Source organism: Youxingia wuxianensis, from assembly GCF_014385085.1.
Classification (GTDB): Bacteria; Bacillota; Clostridia; order Oscillospirales; family Ruminococcaceae; genus Youxingia; species Youxingia wuxianensis.
In genome coordinates, this window is sequence record NZ_JACRTD010000008.1 from 76,160 (window position 1) to 102,993 (window position 26,834).

The following is a 26,834-nucleotide window of genomic DNA, read 5'->3' on the forward strand; positions in this document are numbered from 1 at the left end:
GGCGGCAAAACGCTTTGCGTTTTCAGGCGCCGGCTGCAAAGTGCATCCCAAGGTTTCGCAAAAGCGAAACCTTGCCCGGACTCTGTCCGGCGCAAAACATCCTTTTGCGGGGATTTTTTATAGCTGCGCCTTGGTAAATCGAAGATTTCCCCCGCCCCTGGCGGCAAAACGCTCTGCGTTTTCAGGCGCTGGCTGCAAAGAGCATCTCAAGGTTTCGCAAAAGCGAAACCTTGCCCGGACCCTGTCCGGCGCAAAACATCCTTTTGCGGAGATTTTTATATGCTTGTCATCAAGCCTCGCAAAGAAATTTTAAATGGTAACCGACACATCCCGGTTACTCTGCGCTACTTTTATCTCCAAATCCGGGAAATTCCCACATAGCAGTTCCGCCAGATAATCCACGACTATGGTTTCCGTCCCGAAATGCCCAGCGTCCACAATAGTAACCCCCAGGCGCTCGCCTTCCAGCATCACATCATGCTTCACATCCCCAGTCACCAGCGCCTGGCACCCCATTTTATAAGCATAAGAAAGCAGGCTGCCGCCGCTTCCGCCACATACGGCTACCTTTTCAATCGCTTTTCCGCCATCGCAGTAGCGTACCGCTGGTAAATTCAGCCTGCGTTTCACATAATATCCAAATTCCGGCGGCGTCATCCCGCGGGATAATTCTCCGCACCGCCCCATACTGTCCGTTTCACTTACTGGCTCCAGCCCTGTGATGCGCCCCAATTCCAAGCGCTGGGCCAGCAGATCGTTCACGCCGCCCTTAGCAATATCCAAATTAGTGTGGGCACTGATCACCGAGATGTTTTCTCTGATCAGCCGATATACCAAACTATCCGCTGTAACCTTCTTCATCGGGGTAAAAATCACCGGATGATGGGTAACGATCAAATTCATCCCCCGGGTCGCCGCCTCCTGGATCACACTGTCAGTAACGTCCAAAGCGACTAACACCCCTGTAATCTGGGCATTTTCGTCTCCCACCAGATGTCCGGGATTATCCCATTCCATCGCAAGAGAAAAACTGGCCGCATGATCAATCGCCTGGTATACTTCTTTTACTGTAACCATTGGTTCGTTCCTCCAGTTCCTGTAATAATCGTTCATATATCTGCAGTTGATCTGACTGGCCCCGGGCGCCGCGAAGTCCCTTTACTTTCTCCCGGAGCAGTCTCTCTTGTTTTTCTATGTAAGCTTTTGCCGCCTCTGTCTCCTGCTCCCATAAAAGTCCCGTATAAGCAAAACGCAGGCTCACCTGCCGACAATCCCCGGTATACTGCGCTTCCATCACCGTATAGGGAAAATTCCCTGAAATGACCGCCTGTTCCCGGCGGATTTCAAATCCATTTTCATAAAGTAGTTTGCGCAGACGCTGGACTTTGGTCATAGGCTGTAGAATAAATCGCAGGCGCTGATCCCGTGTCCAATCCACACCGCTGATAATTTCCCAGATCAGCTCCCCTCCCATGCCCGCCAGCACAATATCATCCACCATTTCCCCGGAAATGCCATGCAAGCCGTCGGCCAGCACCAAAGAAACCTTCTCCGTCACCCCGCAGGCCGACAAAGAGAAAGCCGCCTTTTCAAGCGGCTGACGGTTAATATCACAGGCATAACCGGACAATATTTTCCCTTTGGCGGCAAGCCAGGCGATCAAATAGCCATGATCGGTGCCGATGTCAGCAAGACGGGAGCCGTCCCGCACCATAGATGCAATGACAGCCAGTCTGTCGTCCAATTTCGGTAAAGGCCCTGCCATTATCTCAATACATTTTTCGCCCCGTCATGGGCATTGAGTTTTTTGAGCAGATCATCACAATCTACGCCATGCACTTCACATGCCTGCTCAATCGTTTCGCCTCGGGAAGCAGGACAACCCAGACAATGCATCCCCATTTCCATAAAATATTTGGACAGGGTTACGTCATAGTCCAGCGCTTCCCCAATTAAAGTATCTTTTGTAATCGTCATTTATTCTTCCTCCTATTTTATTTCTCTTTCATATAGTATACCATAAAATCCATAAAATAACAGCGCTTTTTATTGCCTTTAGTATATCAGATTCCCCGCCGGATAACAAGAGAGACAATAGAAAAAGCCATCGCTTTCGCGATGGCTTTGGTTACGAAACTACAGATTACATCTGTTCCTCTTTCATTTTAGCGAAACATTCAGAACAGTATACCGGACGGTCTTCACGGGGCTGGAAAGGAACTTTCGCTTCAGCGCCGCAGGAAGCACAGGTAGCTGTGAACATTTCTCTCTGAGGTCTAGCGTTGTTTTTACGGGCGTCGCGGCAAGCTTTACATCTCTGAGGCTCATTTACGAAACCTCTTTCAGCATAAAACTCCTGTTCGCCTGCTGTGAAAACAAACTCGGCTCCGCACTCTTTGCATGTTAATGTTTTGTCTGTGTACATTTGGTTTACCTCGCTTATAAGTTAAGATTTACCCGCTGGGATCTGGACCGAGATTGAACAACGCTCCGCTATAGACGCCAAGGGGTATTATATGCAATCCCTCTCGGGACTGTCACAGAATAATGCGGCTTTCACCCATTTTGGGAAAAAGCATTTCGCAACTTTCGTCGCACTCTTTGCAAGGCATTGTCTACAGCTTTTGTTGAGGATCCGAGCTGACGGGACATCTCATCATAGGAATAAGAGCTGAGGTACAAACACAAAACCTGCCGTTCAAATAAGGACAAAAGATTTTCGATTTTCCGGTTCAAGGCGTACGCCTCTTCATTGCGGATCAAAACTTGTTCCGGTCCATTCTCCTGGGGAGAAACAAGCAAAAAAGAGTCGGTAGCTGTTTCCGGTTCGCTTAAAGACAGATAACCGCGCATGGGAGTATTTTTCTCCCGCATGTGAGCGGTCACCGCGCTGATAAGTTTATTATTGACGCACACAAAAGCAAATGTTTTAAAACTGCCCGGTACGTCGCTGCGGTAATTTCGAATGGCCTTGAGCAAAGCAATCATCCCCTCCTGAAACAGGTCGTCCTCATCCAGAACGCCTTTACAGTAGGTCTTTGCCCGAAGCCGCACCAAAGGAATATACCGCTGTATCAAGAGAGCAAGCGCATCGCTGTCGCCGCCTTTTGCCTGAACCGCAAGCTGTTCATCCAGAGCGTCTTCCAGCGTATTTGCCTGTGTAGTCATGTCCATAAGGGTTCTCCGATTACATAATTAGCAAGCGTATCTCGCCTAAATTGATACGAATATTATTATATAGTGCACTTTACCAAATGTCAAGTGTTTTAGTAAAAAACATTTGTCATTTTGCACATTTTTCTTTTATCGAAGGGTAATATCCTGAAGCCACCGAAAACGGAATACCCGGACAGCGGAAATGAGGGTCTTCAGCACTTCGTCACACTTCAGCACTGCGTACACCGCCGGCGGGGTCCATCCCAGCTTGAATCCGGTTAGGAAACCCAGCGGTATAGAAATGCACCACATGAAAATTACGTCTGCCACCAACACAAATTTGTTGTCTCCACCAGCCCGGAGGACCCCCATCATGGAAACTACCGCCATAGCTTGGAAGAATACAATAATAGAGCCCACGACGGTAAGCTGACTCACCAGCGTTTTTGTAGCCTCCGGAATATTCTGATAAAGTATCAGCATAACCGGCCCCAGAGCCAACGTCAGCAGAGTGCCTATAACTCCCAGAAGCGCCCCTATGACCATAAAGGTAACCGAACGTTCCTTCGCCATCTCGTACTCGCCGGTACCAATGGTATTCCCGATAATAGTAGCCGTAGCGCTGCCCACGCCGAAAATAGATACCATTACCAGCTGGTTAAGAACAGAATAAATGCTGTTGGCCGCTACAAACTGAGTTCCCATCCGGCCAATGACAATAGACACCATCGTGCTTCCTACTACCCACAACATCTCGTTGCAGGTCACCGGCACCACCTGGGACACATACATTTTATACAGATGTCGGTTGTTCGCCCGCAGGTCTTTCAGCCCAAACTTAACCTTATCCTCCACTTTAAATACATAGAAGGTAACTATTCCAAATTCAAACATACGGGCAACGCAGGTGGCCAGAGCACCGCCACGCACCTCCATCCTTGGAGCGCCCAAATTGCCAAATATCAGTACCCAGTTTAGGAAAGTGTTCACTACCAGCGAAGTCAGATACACCACCACCGAAATTTTTACCGTGCCGATAGAACGCAGCTGCATAATGCCTGCGCTGGCAAGGGCATATAGGGGATAGGAAAACCCGATAATCTGAAGGTACTGTATTCCGTACTCGATTACTCCCTGATCGGTGGTAAACACCGACATAAACTGTCCCGGTAAAAATAGCGCTATACAAGAACATAAAACCGACACCACCAGCAAAGTTTTATATGTAATGGACTGTATCCTGCGGATAATGCCCACGTCCCCTTTTCCCCAGTATTGGGCGGAGATAACATTGGCGCCTCCCGCTACGCCAAAACAAATTTCCATTAAAATAAACCATAGTTGGTTCGCTATGGAAGTCGCCGACAGCTGCACTTCTCCCAATGCCCCTATCATAATGGTATCCATCATAGATACCATAAATGTAATCAGGTTCTGTAAAGCAACCGGCGCCGCAATCGCCACTAATGTTTTATAAAAAGTTCCATCTCTAACAAAAAGTTTCATTGGTCCTCCCATCATCCCCCTGGAAGCGCCAAAGGCCTCCCGGTTTTGCTATATCACTCCGTTTTTTCTACGGTCACTTTTTCAATCACAATCTCTTTTGAAGGTTTTCCTGTAGGGCTTCCCTGTTCATCCACCTCGCCGCTGTCATAGGAAGCAATTTTGTCCACTACATCCAGCCCTTCTATCACATAACCAAATTTCGTATAAGCGCCTGTATCCAGCGACCAATATCCACCGTATTTTTCATATAAATCCAGCGCCGCTTCTGGCCAGCCGCCTTCCAGCATCTTGTCCCGCAGCTCCGGCTGGGCTTGCAGCATTGGATTATAGCTGTCTCCCTGCACGATGAAGAACTGGCTTCCATTGGTGTTTAGTCCATGGTTAGCCATAGCGATACAGCCTCGGAAATAAAATAGGTTCTCGGAAAATTCATTTTCAAACTCTTCTCCCCAGATGCTCTCTCCTCCGGTACCCGTTCCGGTAGGATCGCCTCCCTGAATCATAAATCCATCAATAATTCTGTGAAACGTTACTCCTTCGTAGTATCCTTTTTCAGCTAGCCCCACAAAATTTTCTACTGCTTTCGGAGCCTCATCCGGGAACAGACGCAGCTTGATTGTGCCTTCGGAAGTTTCCATTGTTACAATCACATCGTTCATATCTCCGTTTCCCTGGTACATCTCTTCCATCAATGCAAGATGTTCTTCATAAGAGAGTTCCGGAACAGACGATTCCCGATCTTGCTCGTCTTGCGTGCTATTTTCTTGGGACGCCGCGCTCTGCGGTTGCGATGAACTAGATGAACTATTTGTATCCTTATTCCCATTGGAACAGGCAGTAACCGAAACTAGTACCAATGCCGCTAGTACGGCGGTTAACAATCTTTTCATTTCTTCGTATCCTCCCATATGGTAATGAAATTTAGTATAACATATTTAAGTCAATTATACAATTATTTCCCATAGTCAAAGAAAATATTATCATTTCCCAAAAACTTTTTCTTTTTTAGCTCTTGCGTTTTTTATAGAAATTTGATATACTGTTTAAGCGCCTAAGCCGGCGTGTCGGAATGGCAGACGAGGCGGACTCAAAATCCGTTGGTGGCAACATCGTGTGGGTTCAAGTCCCACCGCCGGCACCATAACTGGACACCAGTTTTGATACAATGAGTATCGAAGCGGGTGTCCAGTTTCTTTTTGCAAAAGCCCCTATTTGCAAGAGTTTTCCGATACCTTTTAACGATAACAGGCTCTACGGTGATTCTGAAATGGTCACCGTGGAGCCTTTTCCGTTTTACCCCTCTATACCATTTAACGAAAGGTCTGTGGGGTGTGCATTTTGAGCCAAGGGGTGTGCATCTTTTAATTATTCCTCGGCAAAGAAAAAAGCCGGAGCAGTTACGCTCCGACCTTGATTTCCGTGCCGTTCTGGAAAACAAATGTGATTTGTCCATCCTTGTGAACAATGGCCTTTTCAATCATCACCGTCCAGATGGTGTCGTTCCAGTCATGCATCACTTCCTGCTGTTTCTTGAGGGTACGGATGTAAAGTGCCATCTTTTTGTCCTGTTGGCTTCGGGCGGTGCGTAGGCTTTGCAACCGCTCCAGTTCCGCAGCCGCCTTCTCGTACCGTTCGGTGAGGGCTTCGTACTTTTTGAGGTAGGCTTCCTGGGACTGTGCCGTGGATGCGTTTTCCTTGACTGCCGCTTTGACCAGTTCGGCAACCACCTGGGTCTCTTCAAGCTGCCGTTCAATATCGGCATCCAGTGTTCCAAAATCCATCAGCCGCGCACGCCACGCTTCACACTGCTTAATGATCTGCACCCGATCCTGCATCATCAGATTGTAGGCTTTTATGAAAAGCCGCTGTATGGTTTCGTTGTCCACCACGGGAGTGTGGCAGCGTTCCTCGTTTGCAAATTTGCCGTTGCACTGCCAAATGGTGCGGCGGTACTGGTCAGTGGAGTGCCATACCTTGGGACCGAAGAAGGCACCGCAATCCTCGCAGACCAGTTTGGCAGAAAGGACGCTTTTGCCGCTGTAGGCTTTGCCCAGGGTCTTCCGTCTGGCAAACTCCGCCTGCACCTGCTCCCATTCGTCCGGCTCAATGATGGCGGGATGACTGCCCGTCACATAATACTGTGGGACTTCACCCTCGTTGGGCTTCATTTTCTTTTCCAGAAAATCTACCGTGAATTTCTTCTGGAGCAGTGCATCACCCTTGTATTTCTCATTCTGAAGGATACTGGTGATCGTGGTCTTGCTCCATGTCTGCTTGCCGCCCGGTGACGGGATGCCCAATTCCTCCAGATACTTGCAGATGCCTGCCTGGGTCTTGCCCTCAAGGAAAAGTCCGTAAATCAGCTTTACAACCCTTGCTTCGCTTTCGACAACCGCAGGCCGTCCGTCCTCGCCCTTTTCGTAGCCGAGGAAGCGTTTGTACGGCAGATGCACTTTGCCATCGGAGAAGCTCTTGCGCTGTCCCCAGGTGATGTTTTCGGAAATGCTGCGGCTTTCTTCCTGCGCCAGTGAGGACATGATGGTGATGAGCAATTCACCCTTGCCGTCAAAGGTGTAGATGCCCTCTTTTTCAAAGTAGCACTCCACGCCGTTCTCTTTCAGCTTTCGGATGGTGACCAGGCTGTCGACCGTATTTCTCGCAAATCGGCTGACCGACTTGGTAACAATGAGGTCAATCTGACCGTCAAGGGCATCGGTGATCATCTCTTTGAACCCTTCACGGCGCTTGGTGTTAGTGCCGGAAATGCCCTCGTCCGTGTAGACTTTTACGAACTCCCATTCCGGCTTTGACTGTATGAACTTGGTGTAATAATCAACCTGCGCCTCATAACTGGTGAACTGCTCATCGCTGTCGGTGGAAACACGGGCGTATCCGGCGACACGTCTTTTCCGTGCTGCTACCGAAGGCAGGTGCGTCAGTGGGTTTATGGTTGCGGGTATCATTGTAACTTTAGGCATTCTGGTTCCTCCTTTCCAGGGCTTTCTGACGGGCGGTTGCCTTCATCTCGTCCGTCCAACTTTGACTGCGTGAGCGGTCTTTCCATTTCCGTGTGACTTCCGAGCCGTCATAGAAGCGGAAAGTCAATACATTTTCATTGCAGACCAGTATGCTCTTTATAAGCCTGCGGAGTAATTCCTCTGAAAAATCCACCTGCCCAAGCACTTCTGCGGTCACTGCCTGCAGGGTTTCTTCGGGGATCTGCTTGGAAGCACAGGCGGCTTTGCCCATTGAATTGAAGGTGCCGCAGACCCAGACGGGGCCCGTTTTCGTGACCTTGCGCCGATAGTTCTTTCCGCAACCGTCACAGACCAGAAGGCTTGTGAACGGGTATGTTTTCTTGGGTGTTGGCTTCTTGATGAACCGAGCCGCCCGTCGTGCTTTTTCTGCCTGCACCGCCTGGAAGGTCTCCATGTCGATAATGGCATCGTGGGCATCCTCTGCGTGGTACTTCGGAAGTTCGCCGTTGTTAACGATGGTCTTTTTGGTAATGTGGTTCTCACGGAAGGTCTTCTGTAAAATCAGATTTCCCGTATAGGTGTAATTGCTGAGTATCTTGGAAATCACTGATTGACCCCATTGCTTTCCGAAGCGTGACGGGATGCCATCCTCATTCAGCCGTTTGGCAATGGCAAGGTAGCCATCGCCGGAAAGGTACTCATCATAAATGCGGCGGACAAGGTCTGCTTCCTCTGGGATGATCTCGTACCGACCGTTCTTCAGCCGATATCCGAGCATGGCCCCGTTCCAGGGCATCCCTTCCTCGAAGTTCCTCTTGATACGCCATTTCTGGTTCTCACTTGCGGAGCGGCTTTCTTCCTGCGCGTAGGACGCCAGAATGGTCATCATCAGTTCGCCGTCACCGCTCATGGTGTGGATGTTCTGCTCCTCAAAGAAAATGTCCACCTCCCAGGCTTTGAAATCACGAACGGTCTGCAAAAGTGTGACCGTATTTCGCGCAAAGCGGGAGATGGACTTGGTTATCACCATATCGATTTTTCCGGCACGGCAGTCAGCGATCAGTCTCTGAAAATCTGCTCTGGATTCCTTGGTGCCGGTCTTGGCTTCATCGGCGTACACGCCAACATAGAGCCAGTCATCGTGATTCTGGATGAGGTCGCTGTAATAGCTGACCTGTGCGGACAGCGAGTGGAACATGGCATCTTTGCCGCTCGACACACGGGCATAGGCTGCAACTCGCTTTTTCTGTTCCAGTTTCGGTGGTTTTGGTACAATGGTTATTGCTCTTGGCATTTTGTCACCTCCTCGTAGTGTGACATATTACCTCTGAAACCACTATATATCAAGTCAATCCCGCGATATAAACTACACGAAGATATTCCAAATTCCTCGCGCTGCATTGTATCAATTATGGCGTAATCTTCCGGGGTTATAATCCCCAACGACAGCATCCGTTTTGCCTGGAGCATGGATGCCAAGTAGTCTTCCAGTCTGGCACGATAGGCATCAGTCACAGCAGCCACACTCCTCTCCGAAGCGGTCGGCAATGTAGCAGCCGTGGCTACAATATTTACGCTCTTTATTACCATACGCAGTGAATGGCTTACCACAGTGGGCGCAGGTGTAAGCATAAACCGCTTTCCGATCCACGCAGTCTGGGTGGCTGTTCCACCAGGCAGTCCGGCAAGTGTCCGAGCAGAACTTTCTGGGCTTCTGCTTGGGAACGATTTTTATCAACTTTCCGCACTGTTTGCAGGCAACCGTATTCTTCGCTGTATCGCCCAGACCGTTTCGGCGGCAGAATGAGCGTACTGTATTATCTGAAATACCGAGCATTTCACCGATTTTTACATAGCTGATGCCTTGTAAACGCAAGGTTTTTATTCGTTCTTTCTGCAAATCCGTCATAGTGGGTTCCTCCAATCCGAGGGGCTTCCTCACTACCCACTGGAGGTGAAAACGGCATTTGAACAGAAAAACAGCAAAAAAATAAGCCCACCGAAGAGAAATTATCTCCTCGATGGGCTTCGTGGTTAGTTGGGGATCTTCAGCTTCCAACCGCTGTAGATGACATTGGACTTCAGACCGTTGAGGGTCTTGATTTCAGGGTATCTGCTGCCTTTGCCAAGATACAGGGCGGCAATGTCCCATAGGGTATCTCCCTTAACTACCGTATGGATGCGGTAGTCAGCAGTGCCGGAGTCGGTTGCATCATCCACAGGATAGATGGCAACACCATCATTGGTGAAAACATGAGTGCCGGGGTTCTTATCCGCAGCCGCCTTTGCATTGGCGAGGACGCGGTAAGCACCCACCTGGGACTTGCTGTCCTTCCAGGCTTTACGCACACGGTAATAGCCGGAAGTCAGCTTTTCAGGATAGGTCACCACAGGCTCGGCAGTGTCTTCTGTGTTCTCATTGGTATCGGCAGCAAGCAGAGCCTTGACCTTGGCACGAAAGGTATCCATGCTCTTGCCATGCTTTGGGAACCAGTGCATCACATCACCGTGGTTGGATGCGACACCCTGCTTGTAGCCCTCGGAGTGACAGATGATATTCTGCTCGGTGAGACCATACTCCTTGCAGAGGTAGGCACAAAGTTCAACGGCCTCACGGTACACCTTCTGGAAATAGGTGTAATCCGTAAGACCGTCCTCGCAGATTTCAAAGCCGATATGGGTGTTGTTGGCGCTGCCTCCGGCGTGCCATCCACGGTGATTCCACGGAAGTGTCTGGTATGTGGCAATGGTGCCGTCTGCCAGTTTGCCGATGAAAGCGTGGACGCAGACTTCTCTGCCGCCGGGGTGATAGGTGTTCCAGTGATTGCCGTACTGGTTTTCACCGAGCAGACCGTCATTGGGACCCACATAGCGTTTCAGATTGGGGTTGTTCGCCCCGGTGGAATGAACCATAATGCCCTTGACGGTGATGGTTCTGCCTGCCTTATAGCAAGCGTTTTCTGTAAGAATCAGCTTATGCAGATTCATCATCGTCACCTCCTCGCTCGTGAAGCTGCTCCAGGACTTCCTTCAGCTTTTCAGGGATAGGCAGTCCCAGATGGGCAGAGTTCTCCAGAATGCTGACACCCTCATTGGACAGGTAGAAGAAAATGACTGCGGTTCGCAGCACTCCACCCTGGCCGAGGACATAGACATCCACAATGTTGCCGATGCCCACAAGAGTGAAAATCAGCACCTTGCGGCAGATGCCTTTGAAGCCGATGGAACTGGAGAGGTTCTTGTCAGTGATGGCGCACATGACGCCGGTGATGTAGTCGATCACCGTAAAGGCGATCAGCGCATACAGGAAGCCGTCCACACCGCCCAGGAACCATCCAAGGAAGCCGCCGAAAGCGGTGAATGCGATCTGAATGCCAGACCAGATTTGTTTCATAGCGTTATCCTCCATTTCGTTTTAATTATGCAAAAGGGCCTCTGCCACGACAGCAGAAGCCCTATGTGCCTTATTCGGTTTGCTTGGGTAACCATTCCCATACCCGCATATCTTCCTGTCCGAGGGACCACATACACATCCCTCGCAGCTTCCATCGGTATGCTGCCTGGTTTGCCCAATAGATGAGGCTGTCCACATTCTGGTAGTAAAGGATGGAAAAGCCGTCCGAATCCCCAAGGAACAGCCTGGAAATCCAGATGTTGATGTCCCTGGGGATTATTTTTGCAGAGTAGTCGTTGCCGCACTCAAGCGGCATGATGTGGGAGTGGTAAAACTCGTAGTCCAGAGAGATGCTTTCGCTTCTGGTGGACGATTCTTCCACATCACTGGTCAGCGTGAACACCTGGAACTCCTCATCCCAGGTGCAGTTCGACCGTTCAATTCTGCCGTAGGAAGTTTCAGTACCATCCGGCATGATAACATCGAAACGCTCATACGGTTCGTATGTCCAGGCATCCCCCAGACGGAGCAGTTGGCAGTTGACAGGCATATCCGAGCGGATACCCGCATAGCCACCGCCACTGCTGACCGTAGCCGTAAAGCGCAGCGTGTACGAGGTGGAGGAATAGACCCGCACCTTGTTTCCACGCTTACGCATCTCAATGGTGTAAACACTCGGATTGGAGCGGAGGTCTGCCTTTGCGGTCTTTGCATAGGATGCCGAGTAGCTTCCCTTGAGCGTTGACCCTTCGTAGAGTTCCAACCTCTGCGTATCGTAATTGATGCACAAAAACAGCGAGCCGAGGAAAATGCCGGACTTGCCACCACCATCCGGCGGGATGATGATCTGCGCGCGGAGATGAATGTCGGAAAATCCGTTATAGTTCCAGGCAAGCTGACCGTAGCCCTCAAGCTGCGAGTATGGGCGGTTGGCATCGCTGTTAGGGTCTTGCCACACATCCCATTCGCCGGAGAGCGTTGTCCAGTAGCTTTCCGGGATCTTCTGCTCATCACGGAAATCCTCATACCATACCAGTGCTGAGTCCGGCTTTCGGCGCAGCATCTCAAGAGTCAGCTTGAAGCCGGTCGCCGGTCCCACCATATCGCCGTTGATGTCCTTGAACTTTCGTGGTGCAAGGGTGTATTCCGCATCACCTGCAGTGGGTTCTTCGGAAAAGTCCGTGCAGACACGGAAACCATAGAACTGGACACCATTCACGCCTACAGAGATTTTCAGCGTATGCTCTCCGGCAGTTAGATTTGCACCCTTGGCGAGGGTTGCCCAGAAAGTGGTTCGCCAGTACGGCCACCATAGCCGATTCTCGGAAAAATGAACCGTGCTGCCATCCAAAGAAGCATAAATGCTGTTTTTATCCCAGAACGGATAACACAGCCGGACTGCAACATCGTAGGTGCCGTCCTCATCAATGGTGAACTTATAGGTGGCAGAGCCGTCCTCTCCCAAGGTCACAAGGGTCTTGGAAACAGAAACAATGCCGGAATAGCTGTCCGGTTCGGCATCGTGGTCAATGAGAATTTCTCCAAACTCGGTCTTTTGCTGCTTGGCATAAGCGGTCAGATAGTTCCTACGGTTATAGACCTCTGCCATCTGGGGATAGGTTTTTGCCGTGGCATCTCTGCCTTCCATGTAGTCATACACATGAGGGAGCGCCCACGGACCCATATCGTAATCGTCCCAATAGGAAAGGATCGGAATGAAAGGCTGCGGTGGTGCATCATCGGTGAAGTTATACACGCCCTGCATCCAGTATTTTGCAGCATAGTAGGTGTGGGATGTGCCACGGTAGTATTCACCCAGATTTTCCGGGGTATCATAGATCTGCCAGTTCCAACCGTAGGCAGGCATGCCGAGGAATACCTTTTCTGGGTTCATCACCCGCACAGCATAATCGTACACACCCTCAAGCCAACTTCTCGGAGAGACGGGACCAGGAGCGGAACCTGCCCAAGCCATACCATAGGTCATAATGGATGCGGTATCGCAGTATTTATCAAGGTCACCATATACGCACCAGTTCTCTCCACCGACCGAGCCGTTGACCGAAGTCATACCCGGCAGGCAGATGTTCATCTCCTTGGTGGAGTCATAGGATTTCACGGTGCTGTAAATATGGGCGAACATGGCGGTGGACGCTTCGTGGGTGGAGTAATCGTCGCCTTTTTCCAGGTCTATGTCCACACCGCTGCACCAGGGGTATTTCTCCATGATGCGGACGAGTTCGGAGCAGAAAGTGTCCTGTGCGCCGTCCGTGTTGTCACGCAGGGCTTTGAAGATGGAGTTGGCACCGTCATTGGCAACGGTGAGCAGCCAACGGATATGGGGCCATTTGTTGATGTAGGTCAGCATATTGCTGATGGCAACACCGCTCTCGGTGATGGTGCCGGTCTTATCCACCTTAAAGGAAAACAGACCGATGGTATCGATGCGGTCGCCGTAATCGCGCAGGGCTTCATACATTCTGGCATTGCCCATGAATGTCCAGACCATGATGCGTTTGCCTTTGAGTTTATCCATCAGATTGTGTCACCTCCATCTGTCATTTGTTGCAGTTCAAACAGCACCCTTGCGGATTTTCCAGTTTCCAGGTTGACCCTGTGCTTGGAGTCCCAGGCGGCGCTGTACTGATAAAAACCCTCTTTCGGTTCGGTGATGCCGTTTCTGGTGCATTCCCGCACCGAAGCAAGGAGCGCCAGGTCATCTTCGGCATGGAGCGCATTTGGAAAAACCACCCGCTGTCCACCAACACCCTGGTGCAAGGAAACCGACCCGGCCGCCATGTCCGACTTGGGATAGATGTGGATATCCAAACCGCCGGAGGTCTCGCCAAGGTTGCATACAATGACCGTTTCGGCGGAGCGAACCACGCCGTTGAACCAGACCTTATCGCTTTTCGCCAGCCTGCTCTCCGTGTGCGGAACATAGCCGGTCAGCGCCGGTCCTTCCTGCAGCATGAGGTCAGTGAACCAGATCGTGCCGGAGCAGTTGGTGACGGTAGGTTTCACCGTTACGCTCATGACACGCTTTTCCTGCTTTTTGTTTATGACCTCTGCCAGTCGGATGAATACGGGTTTAGCCATCAAGCACCCACTTCATTTCGCAGGGATGACCTACCCATCCCGTGGCAACAGAACCTGGCTGAAGCAGAAGGTCTGTTACATAAATTGTGCCGGAGCAGTTGGTGATGCAGATACTCACCGTTATGGATTTGACCTTGGAAAAGTAGTTCTCCGGCGTGATCTTTTCCGTAGTTTTCGAGAAATAAGCCATATCGCACCTCCATCAGTACAGGTCAATGAAACGGGTCTCGGTGGTGCCGTCCTCGTATTCTATGACCACCTCAATGCCCACCTGGGCATCGTCAGACAGCTTCTCCAGATCGTCCGAAGCAATCTGCGCCGACAGCGTATAACTGCTGCGGTTGGACGGATACACGGTCTGGGACATACTCTTGGTCATACCCGCAACACCCACAGCCTTAAAGGATGCCGTGCCGGAAGCACCGTTTGCACCGTCTGCTTCAAAGCCGGAATTGACCCAATAGGCCATGTCATCATCGGCACGGGAATTACGCAGATGATTGAACGGTACCAATTCTCGGATGTCGTTATTGGAGACCACGCTCGTACCCTCAAGGGAGTCTGCGATAGTATCCAGAGTACTGACGGAGCTGCCCAAGTTCTTCAGCGTGGTGGACAGTTCCAGAACGGTGTTCCAAGGCTCCTGCAGATTGTACTCGCGGCGCACAATACGGGTGGTGACCGAAAGTCCCAACTCCTTATCTTCGACACGGACATAATCGCCCAGATTCCAGGCTTCATGCTCATAGCCCGTCAGAACGGACAAGTCCATCGCATTCAGCACATAGGACACGGTAGGCTTGCAGTATTCCGCAAGGCGCATGGCTGTAAATTCCTTCATTTGGTACGGGTTGGTGAAGGAGGAGCAGTCCAGAGTGGTAATGCGGATTTCCTTGGAATAGGTGTAATCCTCAAGGTAAGGTTTGCCGCCGTTGATATCCGAGAAGGTCAGCCCATCCGCACCCACGGCATATAGCCTGGTGACCAGAGAGCGGGTGTCCACGATACGCTCGATGCTTTTCATGTTCTTTTTATAAGCAAACAGCGCGCCGCTGTCTTTGCCGTTGACCGTCAGCAGATGCACCAGTCGGTTCGGACAATCGAAAACAAGGTCGCCGCCGTGGAGATTGGCAATGCTGCGGAGAATGGAAAGAGCGTTCTTTTCCGTGGAAGTCCAGGTACGCTTGGTGGTCACATTGACCGTGCCGACACTCCATTCGGTGTCTGCCAGAGCGTAGGCAATAGCAACATCAGCAGTCTCGGCATCAAACTTCTTTTCTTCCTTGCGGACAGAAAAGGTCAGGTCATAGAACTCTGCCTCGGCATATACCTGGGTAATGGTGCTGCCGGTGCTGTCCTTCACATCGGTAATGGTGCGGATTTTATAAACATCGTCAACGATCTGGATTTTCTTCTCGTTATCGATGTACTTTCGCTTGCTGTCACGGTACGGAATGCTGAAGGTCAGCGTGTCCTCGCCGTTGATTTCGCCTGTGACAATAATGTCATAGGCATTTTCCAAAACCGCTTCCCACGCGCCATTGCTGTCCAGAACCACAGGTCTGGCATAGCCGAGCTTCTCATAGGGTGCCTTGGGAATGTCATAGAGCCGGATATCCACCAGTTTCGGAGTTTTGGTGGTGTCCGAAGTGGTGAGCGTAACCTTGAAGCGGATATAGTTTCGGTTGGGAGATTGCAGCTTTCCGTCCGAGCCGACCACGATCCAGTCGCTCCAATCCGTAAGGTCATCACTGGTGGAGGTCTCCACGGATGCAATGGCGGTGACTCCCGCCGTGTACTCACTGGTAACGGACACCTTACCCGTGCCGGAAAGATTGCAGTCAGCAGCTTTCGTATAAATTACACCGCTTTCCGGGTAGACGCCATCAGCAGCTTTCAGCGTGACACCGCTTGCATCGGTAAGGGCATCCACATCGGAAGAACTGTCTGCACCGTTGCAGAGGACGGTTGCTCTGAAAAAGTCCACCAAATCATCTGCGGTCAGTGCGGAATCACAATCCAAAAACCAGTCATCAAAGCCACCTGCGTAGTAATAGGTGTCGGCGTGCATACCGATAACCAGATCAGCAACGCAGGAGCGATTTAGTTCCCCGGTGAATGTCAGTACATCGGACTTCCAGACTTCGCCTGTGGAGCGGTCGCCCACAACATAAGTGAACTGCTTACTTGTAGGCTCAATGACCCCGGCAATAAAATACCAACCGCCGTTGACCAGAGAGAACGATGGAGTCACAGTCTTATCCAATATCAGCGAACCAGATGAGTTATACAGCATGATTCTGGGCTTGCCGGAATAAAGGGACAGATAGAAAATTGGCTGTCCGGGACCGTATCTGGTGTTAAAGATCGGACAGAAAGTGTTGCCCACTGAATAAGTGGTAGGGTTCATCCAACCTCCCACAATGATGCGCTCACCAAGGTTGGCAAAGATGCTGCCGTCATTGGTGACCTGCAGGTGGGTCTTTTCCGTGGTCGGATTATTGATATTGAAACGAATCTGGCGACCTTTGGGACTTTTGGAGAGGTTTGCTGTAGTGCCAGACCAGTTGATAACAGTAAAGTTACGGCCGTAGCCGGACTCATCCATCAAGGAGGTATCTTCATCCGGCGCAGACTCGTTGAATCGCCATAAGCCGGAGGCGGCATACTCTGCCGGGAACTCACCCGTAAAATCTGTTTGCTTATTCAGAATTGTTTTCAGAGACATTCCGTCACCTCCATCTGCTCTTGGCCCCAATTTGTAGTTCCGTCAGCGTGGCATTGCTCACTTCCACGGTGACCGTATTATCACCGACAGCAAGGGTCGGAAAGTTCAGTTCCTGCAAATACGGCAGGCCGTTGCGGAGAGTCTCTCCGTTTTCATCCACCACATAGGCAGTCATCCTGTCGGTGTCCACAACAAGGGTTTCGCCCTCGGAGAGCGTGGCGTTCATAACCTTCATCTCCGAGCCGTTTGTGGTAATGCTGATATAATTGCTTGCCCCGGCAGACAGCACACCTTTGATGCGATAGACCGGGAGAGACTCAATGTTGCCAATGGCACGGGTCACGGTATGAGTACCTTCCTCGGCAATGGAGAAGGTCTCATCCGTCAGTGCGTAGGCAAATGGGTCTGGGCAGAAAAATTTCAGTTCAAAGCTGCCTGCCGAGCGGACGAGCCGTTCACAGTCCACAGCATCATTCAGACGCGCCATAAAATATCTGTCTGGGACGTCATCAAACACAAGCTGATGAAGTCCCTGGGTAGGGTCAAGCCAAGCGGCAATGTTATCCAAAGCGGACACCAGTGCCATAAAGCTGTGCTTGGGATAGATGCTGCAATGGGCGGTGATTTCTCTGTAATCGAAGTCAGCTCCGAAGTCTGCAACACCATATTTCCCCGGCACGGTGGTGGTAAAGTTGCGAAGTTTACCACACACCTGCCAGGAGGTCAGCCGGGCTTTGACGCCCATACTGGCCGATGTAATATCGTTATAGGTAAAACCCATAGGTCAAAGCCCTCCTTTATGCTGTAGTGAAGTGACCCTGTGCGCGAGAGCCACTTTGAATAAGGTTGTAGAGTTCCTGGGAAATCTTGCGGATATCCTCTTCGCTGCGGACAACCATCTGCTGAATGGTAATGAGCGCGCCGTAGCCCATGCCGCCGATGCCGGAAGCAGTATCGTTGCGGTTGACCGTGCCGTTGACGGTGAAGTCGGTCGGCAGCGCCGTGGTCATATCATCAGCCAAGCTGTGCATCACATCGTTGATTTCAGAACTCATGCCTTCAGCGGCAGCAACGGCGTCCTTACCGTTGGCATTGATAGCCCCTGCCAGACCTTCCACCAACATCTCACCGACCCAGCCCATTTCCTTGGACGGGGATGCGATACCGAAGAAGTCGCAGATACCATCCCAAATGGAGGAAATCCACCCGGACACCTTATTCCAAAGCCAGGATGCCAGGGACTGGATGCCCTGCCACAAGCCACGGACAAGGTTGCCACCAACCTCGGCAAGTTGCGATACACCCTTGCCGAAGGCAGAGACCAGACCCGCAAGGATCTGCGGCACAGCCTTTACAATTTCAATGATGATGGTCGGCAGGTTGGCAATAAGGGAGATGAACAGTTCCACACCTGCCTGCACAATCTGGGGAATGCTGTTTATAAGGGCATTGACCACCGAACCGATGATTTCCGGGATAGCCGCCATGATTGTGGTGATGATCTCCGGCAGAGCCTGCACCAAGGAAATCAGAAGGTCGATACCCGCCTGGATGATAAGCGGAATACTGTCCAGTACGGCGGTGATGATGCCGTCAATAATCTGCGGGATAGCTTCTACCACAGCAACGATAATGTCTGGCAATGCCGCCACCAGAGAGGTCAGAAGCTGAATGCCCGCCTCGATGATTTGGGGAATCGCGCCGAGAATGAACTCAATAATTGCTGTAATAATGGAAGGCAACGCTTCAATCAGCGTTGGAATTGCGGCAAGCAAACCTTCTGCCAGTCCCATAATCAGTTGCAGGGCAGCATCAAGAATCATAGGAAGGTTGGAAATCAGACCTTCCACAATAGTGATGATTGCCTGCACTGCCGCCGGGATAAGCTGCGGAAGTGCCGAGCCGATACCTTCCACCAGAGAGACGATGATCTGAACGGCGGCATCCACCAAAAGCGGAAGGTTCTCGATCAGCGTGTTCACGATGGTCATCACCGCTTCAATGACTGCCGGCACCAGTTGCGGTATCATCGTCAGCAGCGTGGTCAGCACCTGGGAGAACAGGTCAACCACGGTGTCCAGTAAGGTCGGGAGCAGCTCGCCCACGGTCGAAAGCAAGGCATTCAGCGCCGTTGGCAGAGCCGAGATGATATTCTCAATGACAGGGGTAATGTTGGTCAGCACATCCTGGAATGCATCCACCACATTGTTGCAAAGCTGCTCGATGTCAGCATCGGCATTACCGAAGCCCACGATGAGGTTGTCGATAGCCGCCTTCATGGCGTTCATAGAACCTTCGATGGTGTGTTCCGCTTCGGCAGCGGTGGCACCGGCAACGCCCATGCTCTCTTGAATGACGTGGATTGCTTCGACCACATCAGCGTAGGAACTGATATCGTACTCAATGCCGGAAATGGCTTGGGCATCGGCAAGCAACCGTTCCATTTCGGTCTTGGTGCCGCCGTAGCCGAGTTTCAGGTTATCGAGCATCGTGTAGTTCTGCTTGGCAAATCCCTGGTATGCATTCTGGATGAGTCCGATGTCCGTACCCATCTTATTGGCGTTATCTGCCATGTCGGTGATAGCCATGTCCGCATACTTGACTGCCGCTTCGGTGTCGCCGCCCAAAGAGGAAATCAGCGAGGCGGAGAAGGATGTAACCGTAGACATATAGTCATTGGCCGACATACCGGCGGTTTTATATGCGTTATTAGCGTACTCCTGCAAGGATGCGGAGGAGTCTTTGAACAGGGTGTCGATACCACCCACAAGCTGCTCATATTCGCCGTAGGCTTCCACCACAGCCTTGCCCAGGGACACAGCGGCGGCTGCGGCAGCAGTTACCACCGCACCCATCGCAATGCCCACGGTTTTCAGAGTGCCGCCCAACTTGGAGAATTTCCCCTCGGAGTCATCGGCGGCATCTCCGGCATCATCCAGTTCCTCTTCCAGATCATCGGCGCTGTCGGCAACATCGTCCATTTCACGCTCGGCATCATCCAGAGCCGCGTTGTTGCGGTCGAGTTCCCGTTCCATATCGTTCAGCGCAGCGGTGGCGTTGTTTAATTGGATCTGCCACTGCTGCGTTCTACGGTCGTTTTCACCGAAGGACTCGGAGGCATTTGCAAGTGCCTGGCGTAAGGTTTCGATTTTCTGCTTTTGGGCTTCGATTTCCTTGTTTAGCACCTGGTTCCGGGCAGTGAGGGCTTCCACGGAATTGTCGTTTTTATCGAACTGCGACTGAACGACCTTCATTTCCGAGCCGAGGACTTTGAAGGACTGGTTAATTTCCGACAGAGCCTTCTTGAACTCTTTTTCGCCCTCAAGACCGATTTTTAAGCCAAAATCATCTGCCATCTATACCACCTCCTTCGTCAGATTCCGTCCGGGATAATGTCATCGATGAACAATTCCCGCTTGGGCTTGGCAAGCCCGTTATATTGCTTGTGGCACTCCCAAAGGTCCAGGAGTAAACCAAACGGCATCAACCACACCTCATCCTGCGACAGATGGAGGTGGGCGATGCCGTAATATAAAAGTCGAGTAAATAACTCTCCGTCACTTACTCGACCACCGCGTTTTTTGAGTCAGACTCACTTTCCACATTTCGCTTGGTGCCCTTATACAGAGCCTCGGTGATTGCCACCTTGTAGGTTGCCAGATCCACAGGTGTGGTGAGCAGTTCCACCATCTCCTCGGTGAGCAGATCCTTGGGGGCATCCTTGTGCTTGAGGTTGTGAACCAGGATGGACTGGTTTGCCAGAAGCGTGATGAGCCATACGATCTCGCCAATGGCCATCTCGAAGTTCTCGGACTTCATCAGCTTATCGCCCAGGTTCTCCAAACCGCCGTAACGACCGGCGATGTCTTTGGTAGCCTTGGTTGTCAGAAGCAGCGTATACTCATCGCCGCCGATGTTGATATTTGCAGAGCGTTCAGTAGTCATAGGTTAGTCCTCCTTATTCAGCCGCAGCGGTGGTATAAGAAGGCTCGTACACTTCCTTATACCAGTTGGTGATGGTGTCAGCGGTTACAGCGGAATCACCCTCGGTGACCTCTGCCTTCCAGGGATGCTTGCCATTGCCGTCAACCTTGTTACGGCGAAGAATGGTGCCCTCGATGGTAGGAGTGCTGAAGGTGATGCTGTCGCCCTTGGTAGCAAGGTTCGTGGCGGGGATACCGAACTTCACACGGTACAGCCAGTAATACTTGTACTTTCCGTTGGACTTCTTTGCACGGAAGCCAACAGCCACAGGATCGCCGCCGTCCTCACTGGTAGAGACCACAACGCCATTCGCATCAACGGTTGCGCCGGTCAGGTCGGAAGCAACAGATGCACCGACATCGTCCACGCCCAGGGACAGAGTGCCGTTTTTGAACTCCTTTACGATTTCTGCCGCGCCATCATCTGCGTAGAGCGTAGCCTCGGCCAGTTCCACGGAGAGATCGGCATTCATTGCCTTTGCCAGTTGCACCGGGGTCGCATAGGTTTCGTTGCCATTCTCGTCCTCGGTGATTTTGGCATAATACAGTTTATCAAGACCGATAGTAGCCATGATTTATTCCTCCATTTCATAGTGTTTGGCTACATCCACCGCATAGTGGTGATAGCCTGTTTCGGTTTCATAACCGATGTATCTGCGGTCGGTTATGGTAAAATCAGCGCTCAGAAGCGTTTTTACAAGCGCATTTTTATCTGCCATGTAGTTGCCCTGGACATAAAGAGATAGTCGAGCCTCCTGCACATCAATGCCGGGAGCGTTATCTGCATGGAGGTCAAAAGTGTCAGCGATGGGAACCACCACGATGTACTTCGCAGGGGCAGCATCGGTGAACACGCCTGTCTCGATGGGAATGCCCAAAACAGAAAGTGCCGTCTGGATATCTGCCAGTACACTCATAATTTTCTGACCTCCTCTTCAAATTTCTGCTGCATCGCGGCTTTGCAAGCAGACCGTGATGCGGATTTCGCAGGCTTCAGAAAGGGCTTTGCAGGCTGACCGTGCTTGCCGTATTCCAGGATATTTGCCAGTTTTGCATTACTGCCGCCATCACTGCGAGGTTCGGCAAAGCCAACCTTGACATTGTGATTGCCGTCCTTATCGGTCTTGGCAGGGGTCAGACCCAGAGCCGATTCCAATTCACCTGTGGAGCGGGGTTCGTATTTTGTGCCGGAACCCACCACAGCGGAAAGGTTGCTCTGTACCTTCTGCAGGACAACTTCACCGCCTGCCTCCAATACGCTTTCAGCAACGGCATCAAAGTCCTTTCCCAGACGAGACATCCTTTCCAGAAATTCATCCGGCATTTTGATATCAACCTTTGCCAACAGTCGCCACCACCTTTTTGGCAAGAACCTCCGTGTACATACCGCGTCCTTTAACATCCTCGACCGAGGTTACCTCAAACCGCTCACCGTCTGTAACAATGATGTGGTCGGTGGTAATAACCAGACCAGGGATGCTACGGAAACGGAACAGATCGGTGGCTTCGGAGAAAGCGGCGAGATTTGCCCACCGCTGACTGCCGTGCCGTCCTTCTCTGTAAACACGGACAGAAGCGAGGACTTCATCTGCCATAGTAGTGAAGCCCTCGCTGTCCTTAACCTTTTTTGTGATAATAATGTCGGCAAAGCCGTTCATTTTTCCGAAACTCATGGTCACACCTTCCATTCCCGGTCGAGCCGAAGCAGAAGGTTGACCGTGTTCCAGACCTGCTGACCGGCTTGAACATTATCAGCAAAAAAGCCGCCCGTGCTGCCGTCCCTGGATTCGTAAAAGTGGGAGGACAGCATAATGACTGCCTGCTCGGTAGTGGGAGGCATATCCTTTTCGCTGTAAGTACCTGCCGGAATATGCTGATAGCTTTCTGCGTATGAAACAGCGGCGGTGATGTAGCCCTTCAGCAATGCATCATCCGCCGCATGGTCGAGAATCAGATTCTGTTTTACTTTTTCAAGCAAAGCGTCCACCACCGCCACCTCCATTCATTACGCAGTCGCCATCTTGAGCAGCTTGACCGCTTCGGGGAGAATCAGCTTGCCGTCCACGCGCTCCTTGGCAACGAAGCCGACCATGCCGTTTCCGGCGAACAGTTCCTTCAGTTCCGCAAAGGAACGGGTACCGCGGTCACCGATGTTGTAGTAGTTGTAGTCACCGAAAGCGATGGCAGGCATACCTGCGGTGATTACGGGGAAATAAGGAGAGGTGTGAACCTCATAGCCCAGGAGTCTGCCGGGTTCGCCTGCCTGCACGGAATCCTGCCACAGATAGCGACCGTTCTTGTCAGTCAGCTTGCGGATAGCTGCCAGAGTCTGGTCATTGCAGATGAACTTGGCGTTCTTGCGGTAGGGGCGCTTGAGGGAGTACACCAGGTCGATGAGTTCATCGGCAGTGATTTCGGTAGCGGATGCAGCAGTCACGCCAATCTGTGCGCCACCCTCCTCGGCAAGCAGACCCAGGGGCTGACCTACGCCGGTGCCATTGAGGAAGGCATCCTCTTCCGCATTGGCCAAAGCCTTTGCAAACTGACGAAGGATGTACTTCTCCAACTGGAATGCGTTGTCGTAGAGCAGTTCCTCGGTGACCTTCACGGCAACATGGAGCTTATGGGCATCCAGATTGATCTGGGCAAACTTTGCATCGCCCCAGGTGAGTTCCTCGCCCTCATCGATCCACGCAGCCGCAGGCTTGGTGGCAGCGATGTTGATCTTGCGCTCACCACTGGTGGTGATGGTGTGGCCCAGCTTACGGAAGATGTTCTCTTCCTCCAGAGCCTCGATCAGACGGGAGTCATACTCTTCGGGAACCAGGTAGCCACCGTCAGCGTCAATGCCCTCCTGGAGAACATTGCTGACCTGGCGGAAGTTGGTACGGAGAGCCTTGAGCATACCGTCCTTATAGGCATCGGAAGCACGGCCGGTCTTGGGCTTCTGGTCATTCACAGAAGTGCCGTTCATAGGCTTTTCGGTGATGGGAGTAGAAGTGGGCTTGGAAAGCTGTGCGTCCATAGCAGACATGGCTTCCATACGCTCGATTTCAGCACCGTAGTCCTGAACCTTCTTTTCCATCTGGGCATAGGTCTTGGCGTCCTCATCGGAAAGCAGACCGTCACTGTTGCGCTTGGTCTCTACAAAAGCCTTTGCAGCTTCCCAAGCCTGGTTACGCTTTGCGCGCAGTTCGTTGATAGTCATAATAAATTACCTCCAGTTTTTGATAAGATTAAGCCGATCCAAAAGGTCATCGGCTCTGTGTTGGTGGGTGGGTTTGGGTCGGGTCGCGCACTTGGCAGCGATTTTGTCCATGAGGGAATTGACCACATTGGCCTTGGAATACAGCATGGAGACTGTGGGTGCTTCCACATCTTCGGTATCGCCGGAACGCTTGATGACCTCATCAGCAAAGCCGAGTTCCACGGCCTTGTTTGCATCCATCCAGGTTTCAGCGTCCATAAGGTGGGACAGCTTTGCGCGGGACAGCCCGGTCTTGATCTCGTAGGCATTGATGATGGAATCCTTCACACTGCCGAGCATTTCAATGGCTTTCTGCATTTCCGCAGAGTCACCGAAAGCAATGGTCATGGGGTTATGGATCATCATCATGGATACCGGGGACATCAGAACCTTGGTGCCTGCCATAGCGATAACGGATGCTGCGGAGGCAGCGATGCCGTCAATCTTGACCGTGACGTTGCCCTTGTAATCCATCAGCATATTGTAGATTTGGGCTGCCGCCACGCAGTCACCGCCGGGGCTGTTGATCCAGACAGTGATGTCGCCGGAGCCTGCCATCAACTCATCCTTGAAAAGCTGCGGGGTGACGTCATCGTCAAACCAACTTTCCTCTGCGATGGTGCCGCTCAAGAACAGAGTCCTCTCCGCCGGAGCCGTCTCCGTCTGTGCCTGGTTCTTCCACTTCCAGAACTTCTTCATCGGGATTTTCCTCCTTTCCGTCATCAGTAGGTGTATTTGCAAAAGCCCCAGCATTTTTCAGCGGGAGCATATTGCCGTTAATGAGGTACAGGTCGCCGCCTTCTTCCGCAGGGATGCGGTCAAGGTTTTCCAGTTCACGGATGTCATTTGCAGACATCCAACCGTTCTGGCGACCGATGGCGTAGCCGTTCATGCGGCTCTGGTAATCGCCACGAAGCAGACCTTCCAGATTGAACTTCACGAAATACTCTGCCTTTTCACCATGGGACAGGAGCGCCCTCTGAATGGACTGCTCCCAACGGATGACCCAGGGGTCGAGGGTGTATTTCACGAACTCAAGGGACTGCTGCTCAATATTAGAAAAGCTCGACTTTTCCAGATCACCGACCATGTGGGGCGGGACACGGAAAATTCGAGCAATTTCATTGATTTGGAATTTGCGTGTCTCAAGGAACTGTGCCTGTTCCGGCGAGATGCCGATTGGCGTGTATTTCATGCCTTCCTCAAGAACAGCAATCTTATTTGCGTTTCCGCTGCCACCGAAGGTGGACTGCCAACTCTCGCGCACACGCTGCGGATCTTTGATGGTGCCGGGGTGTTCCAACACGCCGCCGGGAGCCGCACCATTTGCAAAGAACTTGGCTCCGTACTCCTCGCAGGCAATTGCCATGCCGATGGCGTTCTTTGCCATAGCAATGGGGCTGTAGCCAACCAGACCGTCAAAGCCCAAGCCTGGGATATGCAGCACATCCGAAGGCTGAAGCGTTACCGCAAAATCCTTATTTTTAATGGCTTCATCCGAGCCACGATAATAGGTGTAGTACAGACGGCCGTTTTCATCTCTGTCCACGGACATCTTGTTGGGCATCAGCGGGTATAGTGCGATGACCTCACCCTTGCCGTTGCGGATGACCTGTGCATAGGCATTGCCCCACAGAAGCAGATGGGTCATGAGGGTCTCACGGAACACGAAAGAACTCATTTCCGGGTTCGGCTCATCATGGAGCAGTCGGTACAGCGGATGGTCGAGGGCTTTTTCCTTGCCGCCGCCATCGGTGTATTTGTAGAGGTGCAGCGGAAGCCCCGCCACAGCTTCTGCCAGAATACGGACACAGGAGTACACGGCAGTCATCTGCATAGCAGACCGCTCTGTTACGGTTTTGCCTGCGGTAGTCCCGCCCATGTAAAAGGCATAGGCGCTTCCGGCAGTTCGGTTTTCAGGCTTATCTCTGGATTTAAACAGACCAGAAAAGATACCCATTATGCATCACCTTCTTTCAGTCGCTCACGCAGAGCATCAAAAAACGCCCTGCCTTTTATGGGAAGTCCGGCGGCAAGCCGCTCTTCCTCAAAAGCAAAGCGTATTTCCAGTTGCTCTACAGAATAATGTTTCAAAAATGTGCGCCAGGTGTGGGAGTCCCAATCGCGCAGTTTCTTCCAGAGTTCTGGGAAGTGCTTTCGTAATTTGCGGAGTTCATCGTAGGACTGCAACGGGCAGCACCAACAGGATACACGGTGGAAAATATCGTACAGCCCATCCCAATCAAAGCCCCGCTCCTTGCAGTAGGCAAGGCAGTCCGCCTCGGTCATGCCCCATTCCACCAAAGGATAGCGGAAGTTGCGGATACGCTGCGGTTCATCGGCGGCAATACCGATATACTGAACCAACTCGTATTCCTTTGCCAGATTGCGGAGATAGCGGTCAATGATCCGCTGTTTCAGCATGGCAGTACACCAACGGTTTCTGGGACCCGCCCAACTATAACCTTTGCGACCGAACAGTTCGGGGTTCTTTCTCCTGGGCATATGCTCCAAAAGCAGGTACTCAAAGGAATATTCGGACTTGAGCCTGGTGATCGGTCTGCCGATATACTTTTCCAGTTTTTCAATGTGGTGGTACATACCGTCAAACTCAAGCCCCGTATCGCAGAACAGAATGAGATCGACAGGCCATCCTTTCTCCAACATCCGCAGAAGCATGGCTGTTGAGTCCTTGCCGCCGGAGAGCGAAACAATATGCAGTTTTTTCTTTTCCATTTCACAC

General features: G+C 51.6%; 29 protein-coding genes and 1 tRNA gene. 1 reads left to right on the forward strand and 29 read right to left on the reverse strand.

Annotated features, from left to right (window positions below; genetic code table 11):
- Window positions 1–309 precede the first annotated feature (309 nt).
- From H8705_RS11185 to H8705_RS11215, 7 genes are all read right to left on the reverse strand, one after another.
- Window positions 310–1,077: a Nif3-like dinuclear metal center hexameric protein gene (locus H8705_RS11185; RefSeq protein WP_262395868.1), complete on the reverse strand. Its 768-nt coding sequence runs from the start codon at window positions 1,075–1,077 to the stop codon at window positions 310–312.
- Window positions 1,043–1,765: a tRNA (adenine(22)-N(1))-methyltransferase gene (locus H8705_RS11190; RefSeq protein WP_262395870.1), complete on the reverse strand. Its 723-nt coding sequence runs from the start codon at window positions 1,763–1,765 to the stop codon at window positions 1,043–1,045. The genes H8705_RS11185 and H8705_RS11190 overlap by 35 nt, the downstream gene beginning before the upstream one ends.
- Window positions 1,765–1,977, reverse strand: coding sequence for a DUF1858 domain-containing protein (locus H8705_RS11195; RefSeq protein ID WP_262395871.1), 213 nt, complete (start codon window positions 1,975–1,977; stop codon window positions 1,765–1,767). The genes H8705_RS11190 and H8705_RS11195 overlap by 1 nt, the downstream gene beginning before the upstream one ends.
- A gap of 166 nt (window positions 1,978–2,143) precedes the next feature.
- Complete coding sequence (locus H8705_RS11200) at window positions 2,144–2,425, reverse strand: zinc-ribbon domain containing protein (RefSeq protein ID WP_262395872.1); 282 nt, start codon at window positions 2,423–2,425, stop codon at window positions 2,144–2,146.
- Window positions 2,426–2,556: 131 nt separating this feature from the next.
- Window positions 2,557–3,174 (reverse strand): sigma-70 family RNA polymerase sigma factor, encoded by a 618-nt coding sequence (locus tag H8705_RS11205; protein ID WP_262395873.1) that lies wholly within the window; start codon window positions 3,172–3,174, stop codon window positions 2,557–2,559.
- A 129-nt stretch (window positions 3,175–3,303) separates the two neighbouring features.
- Window positions 3,304–4,662 carry an MATE family efflux transporter gene (locus H8705_RS11210; protein ID WP_262395874.1) on the reverse strand — a complete coding sequence of 453 codons (1,359 nt, stop codon included), beginning with the start codon at window positions 4,660–4,662 and terminating at the stop codon, window positions 3,304–3,306.
- Between the two features lie 53 nt (window positions 4,663–4,715).
- On the reverse strand, window positions 4,716–5,552 hold the full coding sequence (locus H8705_RS11215) for a peptidylprolyl isomerase (RefSeq protein WP_316248656.1): 837 nt from the start codon (window positions 5,550–5,552) through the stop codon (window positions 4,716–4,718).
- A gap of 165 nt (window positions 5,553–5,717) precedes the next feature.
- Here H8705_RS11215 and H8705_RS11220 point away from each other — a divergent pair.
- Window positions 5,718–5,803 (forward strand) — tRNA-Leu (locus H8705_RS11220).
- Between the two features lie 256 nt (window positions 5,804–6,059).
- Here H8705_RS11220 and H8705_RS11225 read toward each other — a convergent pair.
- The 22 genes from H8705_RS11225 to H8705_RS11330 all read right to left on the reverse strand — a co-directional run bounded on the left by H8705_RS11225 (window position 6,060) and on the right by H8705_RS11330 (window position 26,827).
- Entirely contained in the window at window positions 6,060–7,640 is a 1,581-nt protein-coding gene (locus H8705_RS11225; protein ID WP_262395875.1) for a recombinase family protein, read from the reverse strand.
- Entirely contained in the window at window positions 7,633–8,934 is a 1,302-nt protein-coding gene (locus H8705_RS11230; protein WP_262395876.1) for a recombinase family protein, read from the reverse strand. The genes H8705_RS11225 and H8705_RS11230 overlap by 8 nt, the downstream gene beginning before the upstream one ends.
- Window positions 8,919–9,230, reverse strand: coding sequence for an SHOCT domain-containing protein (locus tag H8705_RS13725; RefSeq protein WP_392392089.1), 312 nt, complete (start codon window positions 9,228–9,230; stop codon window positions 8,919–8,921). The genes H8705_RS11230 and H8705_RS13725 overlap by 16 nt, the downstream gene beginning before the upstream one ends.
- Entirely contained in the window at window positions 9,148–9,549 is a 402-nt protein-coding gene (locus H8705_RS11235) for an RNA polymerase subunit sigma-70 (RefSeq protein WP_262395877.1), read from the reverse strand. Before H8705_RS11235 ends, H8705_RS13725 begins: the two co-directional genes overlap by 83 nt.
- Before the next feature lie 125 nt (window positions 9,550–9,674).
- Window positions 9,675–10,631, reverse strand: coding sequence for an N-acetylmuramoyl-L-alanine amidase (locus H8705_RS11245; RefSeq protein WP_449355755.1), 957 nt, complete (start codon window positions 10,629–10,631; stop codon window positions 9,675–9,677).
- Window positions 10,615–11,034, reverse strand: a complete 420-nt coding sequence (locus H8705_RS11250) for a phage holin family protein (RefSeq protein ID WP_128744928.1) — start codon at window positions 11,032–11,034, stop codon at window positions 10,615–10,617. Before H8705_RS11250 ends, H8705_RS11245 begins: the two co-directional genes overlap by 17 nt.
- Window positions 11,035–11,104: 70 nt before the next feature.
- Complete coding sequence (locus tag H8705_RS11255) at window positions 11,105–13,573, reverse strand: glycosyl hydrolase family 18 protein (RefSeq protein ID WP_392392094.1); 2,469 nt, start codon at window positions 13,571–13,573, stop codon at window positions 11,105–11,107.
- Entirely contained in the window at window positions 13,570–14,133 is a 564-nt protein-coding gene (locus tag H8705_RS11260; protein ID WP_262395880.1) for a hypothetical protein, read from the reverse strand. Before H8705_RS11260 ends, H8705_RS11255 begins: the two co-directional genes overlap by 4 nt.
- Window positions 14,126–14,323 carry a hypothetical protein gene (locus H8705_RS11265; RefSeq protein ID WP_262395881.1) on the reverse strand — a complete coding sequence of 66 codons (198 nt, stop codon included), beginning with the start codon at window positions 14,321–14,323 and terminating at the stop codon, window positions 14,126–14,128. Before H8705_RS11265 ends, H8705_RS11260 begins: the two co-directional genes overlap by 8 nt.
- Window positions 14,324–14,335: 12 nt before the next feature.
- The gene (locus H8705_RS11270) at window positions 14,336–16,861 is read right to left on the reverse strand and encodes a phage tail protein (RefSeq protein WP_262395882.1); all 2,526 of its coding nucleotides are present in this window, start codon (window positions 16,859–16,861) and stop codon (window positions 14,336–14,338) included.
- 4 nt (window positions 16,862–16,865) lie between these two features.
- Window positions 16,866–17,642, reverse strand: coding sequence for a distal tail protein Dit (locus tag H8705_RS11275; protein WP_262395883.1), 777 nt, complete (start codon window positions 17,640–17,642; stop codon window positions 16,866–16,868).
- 16 nt (window positions 17,643–17,658) lie between these two features.
- Entirely contained in the window at window positions 17,659–20,217 is a 2,559-nt protein-coding gene (locus tag H8705_RS11280; RefSeq protein ID WP_262395884.1) for a phage tail protein, read from the reverse strand.
- Between the two features lie 205 nt (window positions 20,218–20,422).
- Window positions 20,423–20,806, reverse strand: coding sequence for a hypothetical protein (locus tag H8705_RS11285; protein ID WP_262395885.1), 384 nt, complete (start codon window positions 20,804–20,806; stop codon window positions 20,423–20,425).
- A 13-nt stretch (window positions 20,807–20,819) separates the two neighbouring features.
- A complete protein-coding gene (locus H8705_RS11290) occupies window positions 20,820–21,416 on the reverse strand; it encodes a major tail protein (protein WP_262395886.1) in 597 nt (198 codons plus the stop codon).
- Window positions 21,417–21,419: 3 nt separating this feature from the next.
- Window positions 21,420–21,761, reverse strand: a complete 342-nt coding sequence (locus H8705_RS11295) for a hypothetical protein (protein WP_262395887.1) — start codon at window positions 21,759–21,761, stop codon at window positions 21,420–21,422.
- Entirely contained in the window at window positions 21,758–22,189 is a 432-nt protein-coding gene (locus H8705_RS11300) for an HK97-gp10 family putative phage morphogenesis protein (protein ID WP_262395888.1), read from the reverse strand. The genes H8705_RS11295 and H8705_RS11300 overlap by 4 nt, the downstream gene beginning before the upstream one ends.
- Window positions 22,176–22,517: a head-tail adaptor protein gene (locus H8705_RS11305; protein WP_262395889.1), complete on the reverse strand. Its 342-nt coding sequence runs from the start codon at window positions 22,515–22,517 to the stop codon at window positions 22,176–22,178. Before H8705_RS11305 ends, H8705_RS11300 begins: the two co-directional genes overlap by 14 nt.
- Window positions 22,518–22,519: 2 nt before the next feature.
- Window positions 22,520–22,846 carry a head-tail connector protein gene (locus tag H8705_RS11310; RefSeq protein ID WP_262395890.1) on the reverse strand — a complete coding sequence of 109 codons (327 nt, stop codon included), beginning with the start codon at window positions 22,844–22,846 and terminating at the stop codon, window positions 22,520–22,522.
- A gap of 3 nt (window positions 22,847–22,849) precedes the next feature.
- A complete protein-coding gene (locus H8705_RS11315; protein ID WP_262395891.1) occupies window positions 22,850–24,052 on the reverse strand; it encodes a phage major capsid protein in 1,203 nt (400 codons plus the stop codon).
- Between the two features lie 6 nt (window positions 24,053–24,058).
- Entirely contained in the window at window positions 24,059–24,790 is a 732-nt protein-coding gene (locus H8705_RS11320) for a head maturation protease, ClpP-related (protein ID WP_262395892.1), read from the reverse strand.
- Entirely contained in the window at window positions 24,687–26,051 is a 1,365-nt protein-coding gene (locus H8705_RS11325; RefSeq protein ID WP_262395893.1) for a phage portal protein, read from the reverse strand. Before H8705_RS11325 ends, H8705_RS11320 begins: the two co-directional genes overlap by 104 nt.
- Window positions 26,051–26,827 carry a phosphoadenosine phosphosulfate reductase domain-containing protein gene (locus H8705_RS11330; protein WP_262395895.1) on the reverse strand — a complete coding sequence of 259 codons (777 nt, stop codon included), beginning with the start codon at window positions 26,825–26,827 and terminating at the stop codon, window positions 26,051–26,053. Before H8705_RS11330 ends, H8705_RS11325 begins: the two co-directional genes overlap by 1 nt.
- Window positions 26,828–26,834: the final 7 nt, after the last annotated feature.